The organism is Streptomyces sp. NPDC017943 (genome assembly GCF_044328425.1).
GTDB classification, from domain to species: domain Bacteria; phylum Actinomycetota; class Actinomycetes; order Streptomycetales; family Streptomycetaceae; genus Streptomyces; species Streptomyces djakartensis_A.
The window spans coordinates 149,391-167,917 of the sequence record NZ_JBIRHH010000011.1 but is presented as its reverse complement, the minus strand read 5'-3'; the positions used below and the strand labels follow the sequence as shown (position 1 = coordinate 167,917).

12 protein-coding genes are annotated in these 18,527 nt (G+C 73.1%); 8 read left to right on the top strand and 4 right to left on the bottom strand.

The features are described from left to right. The first annotated feature begins 36 nt into the window (after positions 1 to 36). Positions 37 to 1,035, top strand: a complete 999-nt coding sequence (locus tag ACH4C6_RS30280; protein WP_398111819.1) for a YdcF family protein — start codon at positions 37 to 39, stop codon at positions 1,033 to 1,035. A 73-nt stretch (positions 1,036 to 1,108) separates the two neighbouring features. Here ACH4C6_RS30280 and ACH4C6_RS30275 read toward each other — a convergent pair whose 3' ends face one another. Both ACH4C6_RS30275 and ACH4C6_RS30270 read right to left on the bottom strand, forming a co-directional pair. Further along, on the bottom strand, positions 1,109 to 2,614 hold the full coding sequence (locus tag ACH4C6_RS30275) for an FAD-dependent oxidoreductase (RefSeq protein WP_398111818.1): 1,506 nt from the start codon (positions 2,612 to 2,614) through the stop codon (positions 1,109 to 1,111). Then, a complete protein-coding gene (locus tag ACH4C6_RS30270) occupies positions 2,614 to 2,901 on the bottom strand; it encodes an antibiotic biosynthesis monooxygenase family protein (RefSeq protein WP_398111817.1) in 288 nt (95 codons plus the stop codon). The genes ACH4C6_RS30275 and ACH4C6_RS30270 overlap by 1 nt, the downstream gene beginning before the upstream one ends. Before the next feature lie 199 nt (positions 2,902 to 3,100). On the opposite strand from ACH4C6_RS30270, the gene ACH4C6_RS30265 reads away from it, so the two are divergent. Next, a complete protein-coding gene (locus ACH4C6_RS30265; RefSeq protein ID WP_398111816.1) occupies positions 3,101 to 3,562 on the top strand; it encodes a nuclear transport factor 2 family protein in 462 nt (153 codons plus the stop codon). Between the two features lie 17 nt (positions 3,563 to 3,579). Then, entirely contained in the window at positions 3,580 to 4,122 is a 543-nt protein-coding gene (locus tag ACH4C6_RS30260) for a nuclear transport factor 2 family protein (protein ID WP_398111815.1), read from the top strand. A gap of 56 nt (positions 4,123 to 4,178) precedes the next feature. On the opposite strand, the gene ACH4C6_RS30255 is transcribed toward ACH4C6_RS30260, so the two are convergent. Together ACH4C6_RS30255 and ACH4C6_RS30250 are read right to left on the bottom strand one after the other, a co-directional pair. Further along, complete coding sequence (locus tag ACH4C6_RS30255; RefSeq protein ID WP_398111814.1) at positions 4,179 to 4,544, bottom strand: hypothetical protein; 366 nt, start codon at positions 4,542 to 4,544, stop codon at positions 4,179 to 4,181. A gap of 362 nt (positions 4,545 to 4,906) precedes the next feature. Further along, positions 4,907 to 6,499 carry a (2,3-dihydroxybenzoyl)adenylate synthase gene (locus ACH4C6_RS30250; protein ID WP_398111813.1) on the bottom strand — a complete coding sequence of 531 codons (1,593 nt, stop codon included), beginning with the start codon at positions 6,497 to 6,499 and terminating at the stop codon, positions 4,907 to 4,909. Positions 6,500 to 6,816: 317 nt separating this feature from the next. Between ACH4C6_RS30250 and ACH4C6_RS30245 the strand changes: the two genes are divergently transcribed. The 5 genes from ACH4C6_RS30245 (at position 6,817) to ACH4C6_RS30225 (ending at position 18,522) form a co-directional block, all read left to right on the top strand. Further along, positions 6,817 to 7,563: a thioesterase II family protein gene (locus tag ACH4C6_RS30245; RefSeq protein ID WP_391883116.1), complete on the top strand. Its 747-nt coding sequence runs from the start codon at positions 6,817 to 6,819 to the stop codon at positions 7,561 to 7,563. A gap of 7 nt (positions 7,564 to 7,570) precedes the next feature. After that, positions 7,571 to 8,605, top strand: coding sequence for an isocitrate/isopropylmalate dehydrogenase family protein (locus ACH4C6_RS30240; RefSeq protein ID WP_398111812.1), 1,035 nt, complete (start codon positions 7,571 to 7,573; stop codon positions 8,603 to 8,605). Positions 8,606 to 8,672: 67 nt separating this feature from the next. Further along, positions 8,673 to 10,091: an FAD-dependent oxidoreductase gene (locus tag ACH4C6_RS30235; protein ID WP_398111811.1), complete on the top strand. Its 1,419-nt coding sequence runs from the start codon at positions 8,673 to 8,675 to the stop codon at positions 10,089 to 10,091. After that, entirely contained in the window at positions 10,082 to 10,423 is a 342-nt protein-coding gene (locus ACH4C6_RS30230; protein ID WP_398111810.1) for an antibiotic biosynthesis monooxygenase family protein, read from the top strand. The genes ACH4C6_RS30235 and ACH4C6_RS30230 overlap by 10 nt, the downstream gene beginning before the upstream one ends. Before the next feature lie 248 nt (positions 10,424 to 10,671). Beyond that, positions 10,672 to 18,522 (top strand): amino acid adenylation domain-containing protein, encoded by a 7,851-nt coding sequence (locus ACH4C6_RS30225; protein ID WP_398111809.1) that lies wholly within the window; start codon positions 10,672 to 10,674, stop codon positions 18,520 to 18,522. Positions 18,523 to 18,527: the final 5 nt, after the last annotated feature.

Genomic DNA, 18,527 nt, shown 5'->3' with positions numbered 1-18,527 from the left:
GGTGGGACACGGCGGGGGAGTGGAGTGGTGCGGCACATGCCGGAGTATCCGGAGTACGTGGCCGCGGTGGTGTTCGCCATCGGCGGCGTCGTCAACGCCGTGCTGGCACCGCACCGGTTCTCCACCGCCGTCCTGTTCTGCCTGGCGGCGACTTCGGCCGGACTCGGTGTGGTCGGTCGCAGCGCGGCATCCCACCCGACCCTTGCGACCGTCCTCGCGGTGGCCGCCGTGTCCGTGGCGCTCACGCTCGGGTTGCTGCTGCTGGCCGATGGCGTGCTCCTGGTCCGGCGCTACGGACCACAACCGGCCCTGCTGGCCACGGCGGCCGCCGGCTGCGCGCTGCTCGCGGTGCCCGGCCTCGACGCGGTCCATCTCTCCGTCGGCGGTGAGGTGTTCGGTGCGTTCCTGGTCGCGGTGAACGCGGCAGCGGGATACCTCACTCTGCTCTTCCTCGTCTTCGCCGGCTACGTGGTCGTCCACGGCCGGAACACCGCCCAGCCGGGAACCACCCATGTCGTCGTCCTGGGCGCCGGGCTCGACGGCGACCGGCCCGGCCCGCTGCTGACCCGCAGGCTCGACCGCGCCCTTGCGATCGACGCCGCCCGCACCGCCGAGACACCGGGTGTGGTGTTCGTCGTCTCGGGCGGCCAGGGCGACGACGAGGTCCGCTCCGAGGCGGACGCGATGGCCGACTATCTGCACGGACACGGGGTGCCCGCCGATCGGATCGTGCGGGAGGACCGCTCCGTCAACACCGGGCAGAACCTCCGCTTCAGCGCGGCCCTCGTGGACGGCGCCCCCTCCGGACGCCGTGCCACGGTGGTCACGAGCGGCTTCCACGTGTACCGAACGACCCTGCTGGCTCGCCGCGTCGGGGTGCCCGCGCGCGTCGTGGGCGCGCCGACCTCACCCGCCTACTGGCTTGCCGCGACCCTGCGCGAATTCGCCGCCGTCCTGTGGCTGGACCGGCTGCCACTGGTCGGACTCAGCCTGCTGCTGACGGTGCCGGTGGCGACCGTGCTGCTCGAGCACTGATGCGCTGCCGTTCGCCATGGAGCGGCCGTCGGCTCCGCGCGTGCGGCACGCCCTGACTGTCACCTAGGCGTGGTCAGTGCTTCTTCGGGTCGGGTCGGGTAAGGGGCCGGAGGTCCCGAGGCGCTTCGCTGAGGAGGGGTGCGGTGGGTGCGAGCGGGGTGAGGGCTTGCTGGAGGCTGCGCCGGGTGAGGTGTGAGCCCCGGGCCGCGACGTAGGCGTCAGGGCGTATCAAGAGCCAGTTGCCGGGGGCGAGGCCGAGGGCGTGGTGGAGGTGGTGGTGAGGGTCGTGCAGTGGTTGGGGTCCGCTGGTGTGGGTGGTCGTGAGGGTCCTGACGGACAGCCATGGGCCGTACTGGAGCGCTGCGTTGAGCGCGACGGTCTCGGGTGTGTCGCCGGTGTGAGGGCCGCCTGCGGCGAGGAGCAGGGTCCAGCGAGGGTCCCGTAGCTGGCGGTGCAGGGCGCGGTGGGAGGGGGCGTGCGGGTGGTGCACGGGGGCGTGGGTGAGCCGTTCGCCGGGGCGTGGGCGGGTGTGCGGGGCGGGAAGGGTGCCGGCCGCCACGAAGGGGCCGATCGCGCAGATGTAGTGCTGGGTGTCGTACGTGGTCAGCGGGGAGTCGGTGTGACGGATGCCGAGTCCGGACAGGTCGTTGAGGAGGATGCGCTGCAGTGCCCTGCGCAGGGGGCGCACGAGATGTGCGGCGTGCAGGGCCGCTGTCAGCGCGGTGCGGACGAGGAGGCTTCTCACAGAGGTCAGTCGGGTGGCAGCGGGGTTGCCGATGGGCTGACGTTCATGCCGGTACGTGTCCAGCAGGGCGGGTGCGGCGTGGCCGTGGGTGACCTGGGCGAGCTTCCAGGCGAGGTTGTGTGCGTCCTGCACACCGGAGTCGATGCTGCCCGGCCCGTTGCACCGGGTTGGTTGCCGGGTGGCGGCTCCGACGGCGAACAGCCGGCCCTGTCGCAGGGGCGTGGGCGCAAGTCCGTCGCTGTGTCTGGCGGGCGTGAGGCCTTCCGGCAATGCCTGCTTGTCGCCCGGAAGGCTGTCGGACGGGTCGGCCGCCGGATGCTCGGGCGTGGTGCCGGACGAGGTGTCGCAGTGGATGAGCCAGGAGGTCTCCACCACCTGGGTGCGTCCCTGGTGGTGAAGGCGCAGCAGGACCCGATCGTGATCCTGCTCGATGCGGCCCGGACGGGTGTCCCACTCGACGGGCACGCCGAGGCGGGCCAGGGCCAGACGCAGCACCGACTCGATGTCGTGCCGTGCGGCAGCCAGGGTGTACGGGTAGGACGTCGGCAGCGAGGAGTAGTCGGCCACCAACGGCACCGGAGAGCGTGTGCCGGCCTGCACGGTGATGGACCTGCTGGTGCTGCCGCGAGCGAGGACTTCCTCGACCACTCCCATCTGCGCGAACGCCTCGAGCGTCCGGGGCTGCACGGCCACGGTGTGACTGGTGATGGCCGGTGCCTCGGCGGCATCCACCAGGCGCACGGAGACACCACGGCGGGCCAGTTCGTACGCGGCGGTCAGACCGGCGGGGCCGGCGCCCACGACGACGGCCTGGGGCCTGCTGGGGCCGAACATCACGCGCCCGCCTCGACCGTCTCGTACAGGCCCGGCTCCGGGGTGGCCAGCGGACGCAGACGGCGGACGAGGGACTGGAACTCCTTGCTGCGTACGGCCGTGCCGTGGGCAGTGGCGTCCTGCCAAACGGCCAGTTCCAGATACACGTTCGGCTGTCCGGCCTGGCGCAGCGTCTGGTGACTGACGTAGCCGGGCTGGGCCGACATGTAGGCCGTCAGCCGGTCCTTCACGGCGAGGAAGGCGTCCATGTCGCCGTGCACGGTCAGTTTGTTGACGAAGGTCACCATGGTCTGCTCCTGACGGCGGGGAGGTGGCGGAACGGGGGAGTCGGGCGAGAGGGCCGGGCGGGCGGCTCGGGCACGGCCGGGGGCCTCGTCGCCTGACTGGGCCTTCCACGCTCTGCCGGATCGCTTGAGGAAGGTTCGAAGAGTGCTCGATCGGCGGAGGGGACCGTGTGGGGAGTCGAAGAAACGGAGTGATGCCGCCATGACGACCGACACTCTGATCCGCCCCCAACACGCCCCGCCGCACGTCGGGTTCGGTGAGTTGTACGGGCAGGTGCTGCAGTTCTACGCACATCAGATGCAGCTGTTCGACGGGCATGAGGCCGAGCGTTGGGCGGCGACGTTCACCGAGGACGCCGTCTTCGACGTTCCGACCCTGGACGCCCCGCTGCGGGGCCGGGCGGGGCTGGCCGCGAACGTGCGGCGCAACCGGGCTGTGCAGGAGCGCAGCGGTGACCGGCTGCGGCATTTCGTCGGCATGCTCGACGTCCAGCCGGGCCGCGCGGACGAGTTGCGCACCCGCTGCTATGCGCTGGTGTACGGCACCGGGCGTGACGGCGGTTGCCGGGTGGTGCGGGTCTGCGTGATGCAGGACGTGCTGGTGCGGGTGCGCGGCAAGTGGCGCACACGCCATCGTGTGGTGACCCGGGACGATCTGGTCTGAGGCAGGAGGGCGAAGAGATGACGATCCATACCGACGAATCCGCCACCCTGCCCGTCACCGGGCCCCACATCGCCGCAGCTGTCGCGACACCCGCTACCACGGTCGTACCGGAGCCGGACGGAGCCGTGGAGGGCGGGGTGAGCGCGCTGTCGTACGCGCGAGTGCAGCAGTTCTACGCGCGCCAGGCCGTCTTGTTGCAGGAGTCGCGCCTGAGTGAAGTGGCGGCGTCGTTCACGGAGGACGGTGTGCTGGTGTGCGCGCCCCTCGTGCCGCGGGTCCGGGGCCGTGCCGCGATCGCCGCCGCGCTGGCCGGCGCGTACGGGCGGAGCTCGGAGGAGGGACCGGTGCGCTGCCGGTACTGGCTCGACGCGCTGTGGGTGGAGGAGTCGCCCGGTGGTGTGCTGCATGCCCGCTACAACACACTGGTGACCCGGGTGCGTCCTTGGCATCCGGTGGCATCTGTGGGACCCGGTGCGGGCATCGAGGACGTGCTGGTCGTGTGCGGGGGCCGGTTGCGGGTGCGTGAGCGTCGTATCACTCTCGACCACCTGTCCTTCTGAACCCCCTGACCCAGGGCCTCCGAGCACCCCGTGCGGGACGCGTGGCCACCCGGACCTCAGCTCTCCATGAAGTGCCGGCGCCAGTGCCCGCAGGCACCGAACGGCTCCGACAGGACGAGGTGAGCACCGAGTGGCCCGGCCCGGCCGTCGAACTCGGCGTCCAACCTGGCCACGAGCCTGCCGAGATCAGCCCGAGCACCCAGGGGAAGCCACAGCAGCACGTCCTCCAGACGGTCTCGGGCGACGAGCGGATCACAGCAGTCGCAGCCGATCATCGGGTCCGGGAGAACGCGCCCCGGCCGGTTCAGGTACCACTGGCACTCGGCCAGGGCAGCGGCCACGGCACCCGGCCGAAGGCGCTCGTCCTCCAGCTTCCGGATCGCCGCGCGAGTCGCCGCGGAGATCCCGCGGATCCGGGGCACGGGGACGCCCCCTCGAGGTCGCCAGCGCTCCGCGCGCAACCCTGCCGGACGCCTACGCGGCATCGACCTTTCGGATCAACATGCCTTCATCCTGCCACGGCCCGCGCGACCCCGGCCACGCTCCCTGCTCGCCGGACGCGGTGGCAGCATCGAGCCTGTCGGGGGGATCGCGGACCCGAGAATCGTCACCACCCGCATCACGCCCGGCACTCCCTCGCGACCGGACCGGACCGGAGCCCACTCGTTCGGAGGCAGCGGTGCACCGCACGCCGTGAGCGCCGAAGCCGCTTGCGCTGCGCTCCGGCTCGAGTCGGTGGGCCCGGCGGCGATCGCCTGCCACACACCAGGGCCCCTGCGACGCCTCACTCGACGGCCGGTGTCAACTTCCGCAGCGCCTTCTTGTCGACCTTCCCCATCGGTGTGCGCGGAAGCTGCGGCACCGGGATCAGCCGGTCGGGGATCTTGTACGTGGCCAGGCCGCGACCGCGCAGGAACTCCTTCATGGCGGACGGGCGGACGTCGGCCTGGTCGAGGACGACGAAGGCGTAGGTCCGTTCGCCGAGCACGGTGTCCGCCACGCCGATGACGGCCGCGTCCCGGACCGCGGGATGGGTGCGCAGCTGCCGCTCCACCTCCTCCGCGGAGACCTTCTCGCCGGCCCGGTTGATCACGTCCTTGATCCTGCCGACGATCTCGATGTTGCCGTCCGGGCGGCGTCGGACGAGGTCGCCGGTGCGGAAGAAGCCGTCCGGCGTGAACGAGCGGGCGTTCTCCTCGGGGGCGCGGTAGTACCCGCGGATCGTGTAGGGGCCCCGGACCTGCATTTCGCCGGCTTCCCCGTCGGGCAGGGGGTTCCCCGTCTCGTCGACGACGCGCACCTCGTCACCCGGTGACATGGGCCGGCCGTCCGTGCCGACGGCCACCTCCTCCGGGTCGTCGAGCCGGGTGTGGGTCAGCAGCCCTTCGCTGATGCCGTACCACCGCTGCACCCTGCATCCCAGTGTCTTCGCCGCACGGAGCGCCAGGGCCGGGTCGAGCGGTGCGCTGCCCACCTGGATCAGCAGGCGGGACAGTTCCCCGGGCGGTCGCCCGGCGTCGGTCCACAGCCGCAGCACCGAGGGCACGACCGTGGTCACCGTGACCCCCTCGCGGAGCATCAGCGCGAAGACGTCGTCGGGCCGCACACTCGACGTGAGGACCGCCTTGCCGCCCAGCAGGATGCTGCCGAGGACGCCCGGGCAGGCCAGGGCCGCCTGGTGCGCGACCGGGTTGACGGCGAGGTACACCACCTCCGCGCCCACCTGCATCGCCTCCGCGCTGGCCCGCATGACGTACGCGTAGTCGTCATGGGTCCGCGGGATCAGCTTCGGCAGCCCGGTGGTGCCTCCGGAGAGCAGGAACAGCGCGGGGGCGGACGCGTCCACGCGGGGCAGCGTGACGTCCTTCGCGTCCAGTGCCTCCAGCGACTCCAGCGAGGTGAACTCCTGGGCGTCGCCGCTGACGATCACGTGCGGGACCGGTGCGATCTCCCGGGCGATCGTGCGGAAGTCGAACCCGCCGAACTCGTCCTTCACCACATAGGCGACAGCTCCGGAGTGCGCGCACAGGTGCGCGATCTCGGCTCTGCGATGACCCGGCAGTGCGAGGACCGGGATCGCACCGGCCCGCATCAGGGCGAAGACCACGACGACGAACTCGGGGACGTTGGGCAGCTGCACCACCACCCGGTCCAGGGGCCTGATGCCCAGGCGGATCAGGCCACCCGCCAGCCGATCCGCCCGCCGGGTCAACTCCGCGTAGGTCATCCGGCGTTCGCCGCACACCACGGCCACCCGCTCGGCGTTCCGCTCGCACGACTCGTGCAGCAGGTCGCCGAGCGGTCGGCCGAGCCAGACTCCGGTCCGGCGCAGTTCTGTCACGAGGTGCTCGGGCCAGTGCACGAAACCGTCAAGCATGGTCACAGTCCCTTCCAGAGGTCGATCGAGGCGTGGAGCGGGGTGACGATCGGGGCGGCATGGCGGTCCTGTTTGCTCCAGGAGGACGCTCGACCCGGACCGAAACCGGACCGGACCGAAACCGGACCGGCCCTGCCGCGGGCCGTGGGCCGCCGGTCGCGGTCGCGCGTCGTGCCGCCTCGCCTCCCTTGGCATCGTCAGCGTCAAGGCGCCCCGCCCCCCGGTCTCTTGCCGACATCTGTCGTGGGCCGTGCGAATCCCCGGCGAGTGGCAAACATGGTGCGGACGGAACGACGGCCGCCGGGAGGGCGAACAGGATGAGCGGGAAACGGGAGCGCGGATGGGTGCGGTCGCTGGCCACCGGTGACCCGCTCGGCCTGCGGGTGGTGTGCTTCCCGCACTCGGGGGGCTCGGGGATCGCCTTCGGCGAGTGGGCCGCCGCGGTGCCGCCCGGGGTGTCCCTGATGGCCGTCCAGTACCCGGGCCGCGGCGACCGCTTCGGGGAGCCCCCGGTGGACGACGTGACCGCGATGGCCGCCTCCGTCGCGGCGGAGCTGCGGCGTCTGCCGCCGGGCGACCACATCCTCTTCGGGCACAGCCTGGGCGCCCTGGTCGCCTACGAGACCGCCCTGCTGCTGAGGGACGCCGGCGAGGGGCCCCGGGCACTCTGCGTCTCCGCGGCTCTGCCACCCGGCCGGATGACCGACAGGGACACCTACAAGGCACCCGACGACGAGTTCTGGACGACCCTGTGCGCACTGGGCGGCATCGAACCCGCCGTCGCCGGGAACGCCGAACTGCGCGACCTGCTCCTGCCCGTCATCCGCTCCGACCTGCGGGCCCACGCCACCTACCGCCCCCGCCCCGGCACCCGTCCGCTGTCCTGCCCCGTGCGCTGCTACCACGGCGAGGGCGACCCCTTGGTGGAGCAGGACCAGTTGGCGGGCTGGGCGGCCGTCACCACCGGCGGCTTCACCGAGACCGTGCGGCCGGGCGGGCACTTCCACGTGACGGCCGACGTCGCGGAACTCGTCAAGGACGTGCTCAGCCAGGGCCGGAAGTGAGACGGCCGTGACCACCATCGCGGTGATCCCCGGTGACGGCATCGGCCCGGAGGTGATCGAGCCGGCCCTGGACGTCCTCGACGCGCTCGGCCTCGGGACGCGCACCGACATCCTCGACCACGTCAACGCGGACACGTACCTGCGCACCGGGGAGGCCCTGACGGGCTCCGACCTCGACCGGATCAGGTCCAGCGAGGCGGCGCTCCTCGGCGCGGTCGGCGACCCCCGGCTCGGCGACACACCGTACGTGCGCGGCGTTCTCACCACCCTGCGTCTCGAACTGGACCTGTACGTCAACTACCGGCCCGCCAGGCTCTGGCACGACAGGCTCAGCCCGCTGCGCGACCCGACCCGCCGGGCGATCGACTGCGTGATCGTCAGGGAGAACACCGAGGGGCTCTACAGCGGCATCGGCGGCGGTGCGCGGACCGGGACACCCGAGGAGATCGCCGTGGATGTGGACCTCAGCACCCGCCACGGGGTGTCACGTGTGCTGGAGTTCGCCTTCTCCGTAGCACGCAGGTCGGTGTGCCTCGTCGACAAGGCCAACGCCGTCCGCAACGGCGGGCAGTTGTGGCAGCGGTGCTGGGGCGAGGCGGTGGCACGGCACCCGCACATCGCGACGTCCCACCTCTACGTGGACACCGCCGCGCTGCGCCTGGCCACCGACCCGACCGGCTTCGACGTCATCGTCACCAACAACTCCTACGGCGACATCCTGAGCGACCTCACGGCCGCGCTCGCCGGCGGCCTGGGCGTCGCGGCGTCCGCCAACCTCAATCCGGTGACGGGACGAGCCTTGTTCGAGCCCGTGCACGGCAGCGCCCCGGACATCGCGGGCAGCGGCACCGCCAACCCGTTCGGGGCGATCCTCTCCGTGGCGCTGCTCGCCGAGCACCTGGGCCGGAACGAGGAGGCGGACGCCGTACGCCGGGCGGTCGCCGCGGCTGTGGCGGCCGGCCGAGTCACCCCCGATCTCGGCGGGCCTCTCGGCACGAAGGAGGTGGGTGCCGCGGTCCTGGCGGAACTGCGGCGGCCATGACCGGGCGCGGACGCACGGACGCCCGTGCATCGACGGGCGGAGCCAACGGACGAGGGGCGGGAACAGCATGAACGGCACCGGCACGGGCCGCACGGACGGGAACGGCACCCCCTCCACGGCCGAGAACGCAACGACTCGCACGGACCGCAGCCCGGAGACCGTCATCGTGGGCGCCGGTCTGGTCGGCGCGGTCGCGGCGTGCTACCTCGCCCCCCGGTTCGGACCCGTCACCGTCCTGGAGAAGCGGCCGGACCCCAGGGCCGACCCCGGCCCGCAGCGCCGGTCCCTCGTCGTGATGCTGTCGGCACGCGGCTGGCGCGCCCTGTCGGACCTCGGTGTCGCGGACGCCGTACGCCGGATATGCGTTCCCCTGCACGGACGGTGCGGGCACCTGCCCGACGGCCGGACGCGGATGACTCCCTACAGCCGGGACGGCCGGCCCATCTGGGCCGTGGAGCGCCGCCGGCTGCACCGGATCCTGCTGGACGCGGCCGAGGCAACCCCCGGTGTGAGCATCCGCTTCGGGCAGCGCGTGCGTTCCGTGGACCTGGACCGGCCCGCGGTGCAGGTGGAGGACCGGCACGGCACCCACCGGCTGACGTGCCGCCGCATCCTCGGCTGCGACGGTGCGCACTCCGCCACCCGGGCAGCTCTCCAGGCACGCGGCGCCCGGATCGAGGTGCGCACACTGGACCTGGCGTACCAGGAGATCGACGTGCCGGCCGGCCGGCTGGAGCCGGACATCACGCACTACTGGCCCAGCGGGCAGGCCATGTTCGCCGCCCACCCCCTGCCGTCGGGGAAGCTGTCGGGCTCCCTGTTCATGCGCCGCGACGGCCCCGCCCCGTCCTACGCTGCGGCCCGCGGCGGCCAGGAGCTGTCCGCGCTGTTCGCCGCCCACTTCCCCGAACTGACCGGCATCATCCCCGACATCGAGGAACAACTCGCCACCAAGGCGGTCTCCACCCTGACGGCCGTCCACTGCGACCGGTGGGTGTGGCGCGACACCTTCGCGCTGCTCGGCGACTCCTGTCACGCGATGGCGCCCTTCATGGGACACGGCATGAACTGCGGCTTCGAGGACGCCCGTGTCCTCGTCGACTGCCTCGACGCCACCTCCGACCCGTCGGCGGGCCTGGCCGCCTACGAGACGTCGCGCACCGAGGACGCCCACGCCATCTCCGAACTCTCCTACCGGCACTACTTCACCATGGCCAACCCTCCGCGCGAGGAGAGTGCGGCGGATGTGCTGCGCGGGCGGCTGACGGCCCTCTTCCCCGACCGGTTCGTCCCGCTGTACGAGCGGTGCGCCTTCACCGAGGAGGGCTACGCCTCCGTACTGCGTGACGACCGGCGGCTGGACCGGCTCGTGGCGGAGTTGCTGGCCCGGCACGGCACCGGACTGGTGTCGGTGCCCGACGACCGGCTGCGCGCCTGCGTCCACGCCCCGACCACAGCAACCCTGGAGGACTCCGGATGTTCGTGATCCTGTTCAAGTCGCACCTGTCCGAGCAGGCCGGTGAGGAGTACGAGGCGACCGAGGAGCGGATGCAGGAGCGGGTCCGCGCGATCGCCGGGTCCGATCCGGTGGAGGTGAAGCACTACACCGGGGAGGACGGTGAACGTCTCGCCGTCATGATGTGGCGCGACGGGGAGACACTCGACAAGTGGCGGTGCGACCCCGAGCACCGGGTGGCGCAGCGCATGGGCCGCGAACACTGGTACGACTCCTACGAGTTGACCGTCGCGCAGGTGATCCGTACCAGCGGCCACGACAACCGGAGCCGGGCCGGGACAGCCGAGGAGCCGCGCCACTAGGCCCGGGCGGACCGGCGTGCGGCCCTCCGGCTCCGCGGGCGGAGGGCGTGCTGCGGCAACACCCGGGGCGGGCGCCGAACAGGCCCCGACCGGCGTCGCATGGCGCGGAAGTTTCGGATGGTGGCCAATTCCTTCTGGATCTCTGGCCAACATCTTTCATCGCGGTTGTTCGACCACCTGGACCACGACAAGCATCGGGCACGGCAAGGGGCCGTTGACCGGGAAACCACTGTGTTGGGGGCATCTGGATGGGTTGTACCGGCGTCACATCCGCGCAGGAAGCCATGTGGCTCGCGCAGGAGTTCAGCCCTGAGGTACCGAACAACGTGGCGACCCTCTGGGACATCGACGGCGACCTGGACACCGCCCTGCTCGCCGACGCTCTGCGGGCGGCGGTGGCGGAGGCCGACGCGCTGAAGGTGAACTTCCGCCGGGACGACGACGTGCTGCGGCCGGTCGCCCGGGACCTCTCGGCATGGGAGCCGTTCCGCCTCGACGTCGGCGACGCCGCCGATCCGGCCGACGCGGCCCGCGCCGTCGTCGCCGACCTCGTGCGCCGGCCCTTCGACCTGGCCGAGGACGCGCTGCTGCGGACGGGCTCCATCCGGCTGGGCCCCGGACGCCACCTGCTCGTGCTCGTCTTCCACCACATCCTCACCGACGCGTTCGGCGTCCTCACCCTGCTGTCGGGGCGGATCGCCGAGATCTACCGGGCGCTGCGCGCCGGCTCGGCGGTGCCGGCCGGCGCACCGAACCCGCCGCAGGACGCGGCGGACAAGGATGCCGCCTACCGGACATCGAAGCGGTTCGCCGACGCCGAGCGGTTCTGGCCCGACTACCTCGCCGGTGACCTGCCCGCCGCCCGTCTGCCCGCCGGTGTCCGTCCGCCCGCGGGCGCCGCCGGCGGCGAGCCCGGGTACTGGGACGGCCTCACCGAGCCGCAGGGCATGTCCACCCGCACCACGACGGTCCCGGCCGCCGAACTCGCCGACTGGGAGCGCGCCTCCCGCGCGACCGGGACCTCGGTGCCGGATCTGATCGCCTCGGCAGCCACCGCGTTCCTGGGGCACATGTGCGGTCTGGCCGAGCCGCTGCTGACCATCACCGTCAACCACCGCGTCGGCGCGCTGCGCCGCTCCCTCGGCCTGCTCTCCAACCGGGTGCCGCTGAGCTCGCGGGTGGACCCCGAGGCCGACTTCGTGGAACTGGCCGAGGCGCTCGGCCGGGAGCGGCGCCGTGTCCTGCGGCACGCCCGGCACGACATCTCCCTGATCAAACGGGCGACCGGTCACCCCGCGGACGCGCGCAGCCCGTTCGGCGCCGTCGTCAACGTCCTCCCCGCCGTCGAGGCACTCGACCTGGCGGGCGCCACCGCCCGCTTCGCCGGAGGCACCTTCGGCGTGATCGACGAGGTGATGATCTGCGTCTACACCGACGGACGGGCCGGCAGCGACCTGTACGTCCGGTTCGACGCGCCGCGCACCGAGTACGACCAGCAGGACATCGCCGGGCTCGCGGACCGGTTCACCACCTTCCTGCGGAGGGCCCTGGCCGACCCACAGGCCCCGGTCGGGACCGTCACCGCGCTGCACCCCTGCGAGCAGCGCGCGCTGCTCACCGAGTACGCCGGTCCCACCGTGCCCACGCCGCCGGTGACCCTGACCGAACTGCTGGACCGGCAGGCCCGCGCCACCCCGGACGCCGTCGCGCTGCTGTGGGAAGGGTCCCCGACGACCTACCGGGAACTGGCCGAGAGGTCCGGCCGGCTCGCGCGCCTGCTCACCGAGCGCGGCGCCGGACCCGAGCGGTGCGTGGCCGTCGCGGTGCCCCGCTCCCCGGAACTGGTCGTCGCGCTGATCGCGGTCCTCAGGGCGGGCGCCGCCTACCTGCCGGTCGACCCGGACTACCCGGCCGCGCGGGTCGCCTTCATGCTCGCCGACGCCCGGCCCGCCCTGCTGCTGACGGCCAAGGACACGGCGGACCGGCTGCCCCCGACGGACCTCCCCGTGCTCCTGGTCGACGACGTCCCGCCCGCCGAAGGGCCCGTCGCCCCTGCCGCGCACGGTGTCGACCACCCCGCCTACATGATCTACACGTCGGGGTCGACCGGACGGCCCAAGGGCGTCGTCGTCACGCACGCCGCCATCGTCAACCGGCTGCTCTGGATGCAGGACCGCTTCCGCCTCGACGGCACCGACCGGGTCCTGCAGAAGACCTCCGCCTCGTTCGACGTGTCCGTCTGGGAGTTCTTCTGGCCGCTGATCACCGGCGCGACCCTGGTGATCGCCAGACCGGACGGGCACCGCGACCCGGACTACCTCGCCGAGCTGATCCGGCGGGCCGGCGTCACGACGGCGCACTTCGTCCCGTCGATGCTCGCGGAGTTCGTCACCGACGAAGCGGCCGCCGCCTGCACGGGGCTGCGCCGTGTCGTGTGCAGCGGAGAGGCGCTGCCGGCCGAACTGGCCGCGCGCTTCCACCGCACGTTCGGCGTACCGCTGCACAACCTGTACGGGCCCACCGAGGCGGCCGTGGACGTCACCGCCTGGGAGTACCGGCCCGGGGCGCGCACCGTCCCGATCGGGACCCCGATCTGGAACACCGCGCTCTACGTCCTCGACAGCCGGCTGCGACCGCTGCCGCCCGGCGTCCACGGCGACCTCTACATCGCGGGCGCCGGACTCGCCCGGGGCTATCACGACCGCCCCGGCCTCACCGCGGAGCGCTTCGTGGCCTGCCCCTTCGGTGAACCCGGGCGGCGCATGTACCGCACGGGCGACCTGGCGCGGTGGAACGCCCGGGGGGAGTTGGAGTTCGCCGGTCGCGCCGACCACCAGGTGAAGATCCGCGGCTTCCGGGTCGAGCCCCAGGAGATCGAGGACACGCTGACCGGCCATCCCGCGGTGCTGCGGGCGGCGGTCGTCGCCCGGCCCGGCCGGGGCGCGGACGCAGCCGCCCGACTCGTCGCCTACATCGTCCCGGTGACCGCCGGCGGCAGCCGCCCGGCCGGCGCCGACTGGGATCTCCACGCGGGTGTGGACCTCGCCGAACTGCGGGGCTTCGTGGCCGCGCGGCTGCCCGCCCACCTCGTGCCCGCGGCGTTCGTCGCACTCGACCGCCTGCCGATGACCGCGAACGGCAAACTCGACCGGGCCGGGCTGCCCGAGCCGGAGATCACCCGCCGGGCCCACCGTCCGCCCGCGACCCGGGAGGAGAGCCTCCTGGCGGCCGCCTTCGCCGAGGTGCTCGGTCTGAGCGACATCGGAGTGGACGACGACTTCTTCGCCCTGGGCGGCGACAGCATCCGGGCGATCCAGGTGGTGGCCCGCGCCCGCGCCGGCGGCCTCGCCCTCAGTCCGCGCACCGTCTTCGACTGCCGCACCGTCGCCGCGCTGGCACAGGCGGCGAGCCGTACCGACGCCCCGGCCGCCCTCGCCGAACCGGAGGGCGGAGGCGTCGGCCTGCTGCCGCTGCCCCCCATGGCCCGGCTCCACGCCGAGCGGGGCCCGGGCCTGGACCGCCTCGCCCAGTGGCTGGTGCTGGAGCTGCCCGAGGCCGTGGACCTCCACGACCTCACCGAGGCCCTGCGCTGCGTGCTGGACGGGCACGACGTCCTGCGCTCACGGTTGACGGACGACGGCCTCCTGGTGCAGCCGCCCGGCACGGTGGACGCCGGAGCCCTCATCGACCGGGTCGACTGCACGGGGGACTGGGGCGGCGAGGCGTGGCAGACCCTGCTGCGCGCCCGCGCCGCCGAAGCCGTGCGGCACATCGACGCCCGCGCCGGGCGGATGCTGCGGCTGGTGTGGTTCCGGGGGACCGCGGGCGGGCCCGGGCGCCTGCTGGTCGCGGCCCACCACCTGGTCGTCGACGGCATGTCCTGGCGGATACTGCTGCCCGACCTGGCCGCCGCCTGGCGGCAGGTCCGGGACGGCCGCACTCCCGTACTGCCGCGCGTGGGCACCTCTCTGCGGGGCTGGCTGCACGCCCTGGCCGAGGAAGCGGCCCGCCCCGAGCGGGTGGCGGAGGCGGCGTGGTGGCGCGAGCTGCTCGCGGCCCCCGTCGCACCCGTCGGCTCCCGGCCGCTCGACCCCGCCCGGGACGTCACCTCCACCACCCGCACCGTCCGGGTGGAACTCCCCGCCGACCTCACGGACGCGCTCCTGACCTCCGTCCCCGCGGCCTACGGCAGCGGCGCCGACGACGTCCTGCTCACCGCCCTCGTCCTCGCGCTGGCCCGGCGCCGCCGGGGCCTCACCGACGGCACGGCGGTCGTGCGGCTGGAGGGGCACGGCCGGCAGGAGGAGCTGGTGCCCGGCGCGGACCTGTCCCGCACGGTCGGGTGGTTCACCACGGTCACCCCCGTACGCCTCGACGTCTCCGGAATCGACGTGGACGCCGCGATCACCGGGGCGGCAGCCGCCGGAGACGCCCTGAAGCGGGTGAAGGAGCAGCGGCGGGCCCTGCCCGACGGCGGCATCGGCTACACCTTGCTGCGCTACGTCAACGACGACACCGGCGAATTGCTGCGTTCCCACCCGGCGGACGACATCGGCTTCAACTTCCTGGGGCGCTTCACCTTCGAACGCCCGGAGCCGGTACCCGGCCAGGACCCCACCGAAGGCTCCGGCTGGATCCCGGCGCCGGAATGCGCCGAGCTGGTCGCCGCACCGGCCGCGGACATGCCGGCCCCCAGCGCGCTGGAACTGAACGCCCTGGTGACCGGGACCGGCGACGACGCCCGCCTCACCGCCCTGTTCACCTACGCCACCGGGGTGCTGACGGCCGACGAGGTCCGCGCCCTGTCCCGGACCTGGTGCGCCGCCCTGCGCGGCCTGCGGGACCTGGTCGCAGCCGGGGGACGAGGCCTGACCCCGTCCGACGTCCCGCTGGTCACCGTCGGTCAGGAGGCACTGGACGACTGGCAAGGACGCTTCGGACGCGTCAGCGACGTGTGGCCGCTCACCCCGTTGCAGGACGGGCTGCTCTACCACACGATGCTCGCGAGCAGCGCGTCCGAGGCGTACCAGACGCAGTTCGTGTACCGGCTCGAGGGCGGTGTCGACCCCGGGCGCCTGCGGGCGGCGGGCCAGGCCCTGCTCGACCGGCACCCGAACCTGCGGGTCGCGTTCCAGCCGGGCGCCACCGGTGCACCCGTGCAGATCGTCGTGGACGACGTCCCGCTGCCCTGGCGGCACCTCGACCTCACCGGCGAGGACGACGCGGCCCAGCGGCTGGAGGAGATCCTCGCCGGGGAGCGCGACGCCCGGTTCCACCCGGACAGCCCGCCGCTGCTGCGCCTGACCCTCGTCACCCTCGGCCCCCGGCACGCCGAACTGGCCCTCACCGCCCATCACGTGCTGCTCGACGGCTGGTCCGTGCCGCTCATCGGACGTGAGCTGATGGACCTGTACGCGGCGGGCGACACCGGACGCGCCGTGCGCTCGCACGGGTACCGGGACTTCCTGAGCTGGCTCACACACCAGGACGCGGCACAGTCCGCCCGCGCCTGGGCCCGGGAACTGGCGGGTGTGACGCAGCCGACCCTGCTGGCGCCCACGACACCCGGTGCCCGGCCCGCCGACAGCGGCAGCAGGCAGATCGACGTGCCGCTGACCGGCGAGGACACCACCGCTCTGGCGCGCCGCGCCGCCGAGTGGGGCGTCACCACCAACACCCTGGTGCAAGGCGCCTGGGCCATGGTGCTGGCCCAGCTCACCGGCAGCGAGGACGTGCTGTTCGGTGCCACGGTCGCCGGCCGGCCCACCGGGCTGCCCGGTGCGGCCGGCACGATCGGCCTGTTCATCAACACGGTGCCGGTGCGGGTGCGGTGGGCGCCGGCCGACGCCGTGCCGGAGGTGCTGCGACGGCTCCAGGACGCCCAGGCCGGGCTGCTGGACCACCATCACGTGGGACTCGCCGACATCCAGCGGGCGACCGGGCTGAACGAACTGTTCGACACGCTGGTGGTGTTCGAGTCGTTCCCGGTCGACCGGACCGGTCACCCGGCGGCGGACGCATCGGCACGCCCGGGATCAGCGGCACCCGGATCAGCGGAACTCACATCAGCGGCACCCGGATCGGCGCGACCGGTGGTGGCGGGTATCCGCCCGTACGCCCCGCCCCACTATCCGCTCACCGTCATCGCGGCGGCCGACCCGCTGCTGCGGATCTCCTTCCAGTACCGCCGCAACGTCTTCGAGCGGACCGCCGTGGAGGCGCTCGCCGACCGGCTGGTGCGCATCCTGCGGCAGTTCGCCGCCGGCTCGCCGCCCACCGCAGGCGCGCTCGACGTGCTGTCCGGCGCCGAGCGCGAACAGGTGCTGCACGGCTGGAACGACACGGCGGTCACGCCCCCCGGGCGGACCGTTCCCGAACTGATCGCGGCACAGGCGGCCCGGACGCCCGAGACCGTCTGTGCCGAGTTCCGCGGGCACCGGCTGACCTACCGGGAACTGGAGGAGCGGTCGGGCCGGCTGGCGCATTGGCTGACCGGGCGGGGCGTGGGCCCGGAATCCCGGGTCGTGGTGCTGCTGCCGCGCTCGGCCGACCTGGTGGTCGCCCTGCTGGCCGTGTGGAAGGCCGGCGGCACGTACGTGCCGGTGGACCCGGAGTATCCGGCCGCCCGGGTGCGGGCCGTGGTCGAGGACAGCGCACCGGTCCTGGTCCTCGACGAGAAGCGGCTGGCTTCGGTGGACCTGACCGACCGGTCCCCGCACCCCGCCCGCGGCCCGCGCGTACCGCTCGGCGCCGACCACGCCGCCTACGTCATCTACACGTCCGGCTCCACCGGCACGCCCAAGGGCGTGGTGGTCCGGCACGGCGCGCTGGCGATCCTGCTGACCGGTATGCAGAAGCGTTTCGCCCTCACCCCGGACGACCGGCTGCTGGCCTGCGCCACCGTCGCGTTCGACATCGCCGCGCTGGAACTCTTCCTGCCGCTGCTCACCGGCGGACGGGTCGTCCTGGCCGGCAAGGACGACATCACCCAGCCGGCGGCGCTGCTGGACCTCGTCCGGCAGTCTCGTGTCACCGTCATGCAGGCCACCCCGGCGCTCTGGCAGAGCCTCGCCACCCACGCGCCCGACTGCCTGATGGGGCTGAGGGTGATCTCCACCGGCGAGGCCCTGCCGCTGGCACTCGCCGAGACCCTGTCCCGGCACGCCGCGGAGGTCACCAACCTCTACGGCCCGACCGAGACCACCGTCTACGCCACCGCCGCCCGTGTGCTCCCCGGCGGCCGCGGCATGCCTCCCTCCGTCGGCGGCCCCGTCGCCGGCACCCGGATCCTCGTCCTCGACCGGGCACTGCGCCCCGTACCGCCCGGCGCCACCGGCGACCTCTGGATCGCCGGCGAGGGCCTGGCCCGCGGGTACCACAACAGGCCGGGCATGACCGCGGAGCGGTTCGTGGCCTGCCCGTTCGGTCCACCGGGCACCCGGATGTACCGCAGCGGGGACCTCGCCCGCTGGACGGCCGCGGGCGAGGTCGAGTACCTCGGCCGCTCCGACCACCAGATCAAACTGCGCGGTCACCGGATCGAGCCTGCCGAGGTCGAGCACACCCTGACCCGCCATCCCGCGGTGCGCCGCGCCGCCGTCATCGCCCGGGAGGACCGCCCGGGGGACCGCCGGCTGGTGGCGTACGTGGTGCCGGAGGCGGGCGCCGAACCCACCACGGCGCTGCTGCGGGAGGTGGTGGGACAGCGGCTTCCGGCCTACATGATCCCGGCCGCGTTCGTGACCCTCACCGAACTGCCCCTGACCCCCAACGGAAAACTCGACCGTTCCGCCCTGCCCCGCCCGGAGTTCGCCGGGGACGAGTACCGGCCTCCCCGCACACCCAGGGAAGAGACGTTGTGCGCCTTGTTCGCCGAGGTTCTGGGCGCCGAACGCGTCGGCCTGGACGACGACTTCTTCCTTCTGGGCGGCCATTCCCTGATGGCCACCCGGCTGGTGGCCCGGGTGCGCGCGGAAATGGGCGTGGACATACCGATGAGCATCCTCTTCACCGCGCCGACCGTCGCCGAACTGACCGCCCGCTGGGACGAGATGGCGACCTCCACTCGAATGCCGCTGCGGAGAATGACCGAAAGGTAGGAGAA

Excerpts from the sequence above, each read along its gene's own strand:
- ACH4C6_RS30270 (WP_398111817.1), bottom strand. The coding sequence starts at position 2,901 with ATGGTGACCTTCGTCAACAAACTGACCGTGCACGGCGACATGGACGCC.
- ACH4C6_RS30275 (WP_398111818.1), bottom strand. The coding sequence starts at position 2,614 with ATGTTCGGCCCCAGCAGGCCCCAGGCCGTCGTCGTGGGCGCCGGCCCC.
- ACH4C6_RS30250 (WP_398111813.1), bottom strand. The coding sequence starts at position 6,499 with ATGCTTGACGGTTTCGTGCACTGGCCCGAGCACCTCGTGACAGAACTG.
- ACH4C6_RS30230 (WP_398111810.1), top strand. The coding sequence starts at position 10,082 with ATGTTCGTGATCCTGTTCAAGTCGCACCTGTCCGAGCAGGCCGGTGAG.
- ACH4C6_RS30260 (WP_398111815.1), top strand. The coding sequence starts at position 3,580 with ATGACGATCCATACCGACGAATCCGCCACCCTGCCCGTCACCGGGCCC.
- ACH4C6_RS30235 (WP_398111811.1), top strand. The coding sequence starts at position 8,673 with ATGAACGGCACCGGCACGGGCCGCACGGACGGGAACGGCACCCCCTCC.
- ACH4C6_RS30280 (WP_398111819.1), top strand. The coding sequence starts at position 37 with ATGCCGGAGTATCCGGAGTACGTGGCCGCGGTGGTGTTCGCCATCGGC.
- ACH4C6_RS30245 (WP_391883116.1), top strand. The coding sequence starts at position 6,817 with ATGAGCGGGAAACGGGAGCGCGGATGGGTGCGGTCGCTGGCCACCGGT.
- ACH4C6_RS30265 (WP_398111816.1), top strand. The coding sequence starts at position 3,101 with ATGACGACCGACACTCTGATCCGCCCCCAACACGCCCCGCCGCACGTC.
- ACH4C6_RS30225 (WP_398111809.1), top strand. The coding sequence starts at position 10,672 with ATGGGTTGTACCGGCGTCACATCCGCGCAGGAAGCCATGTGGCTCGCG.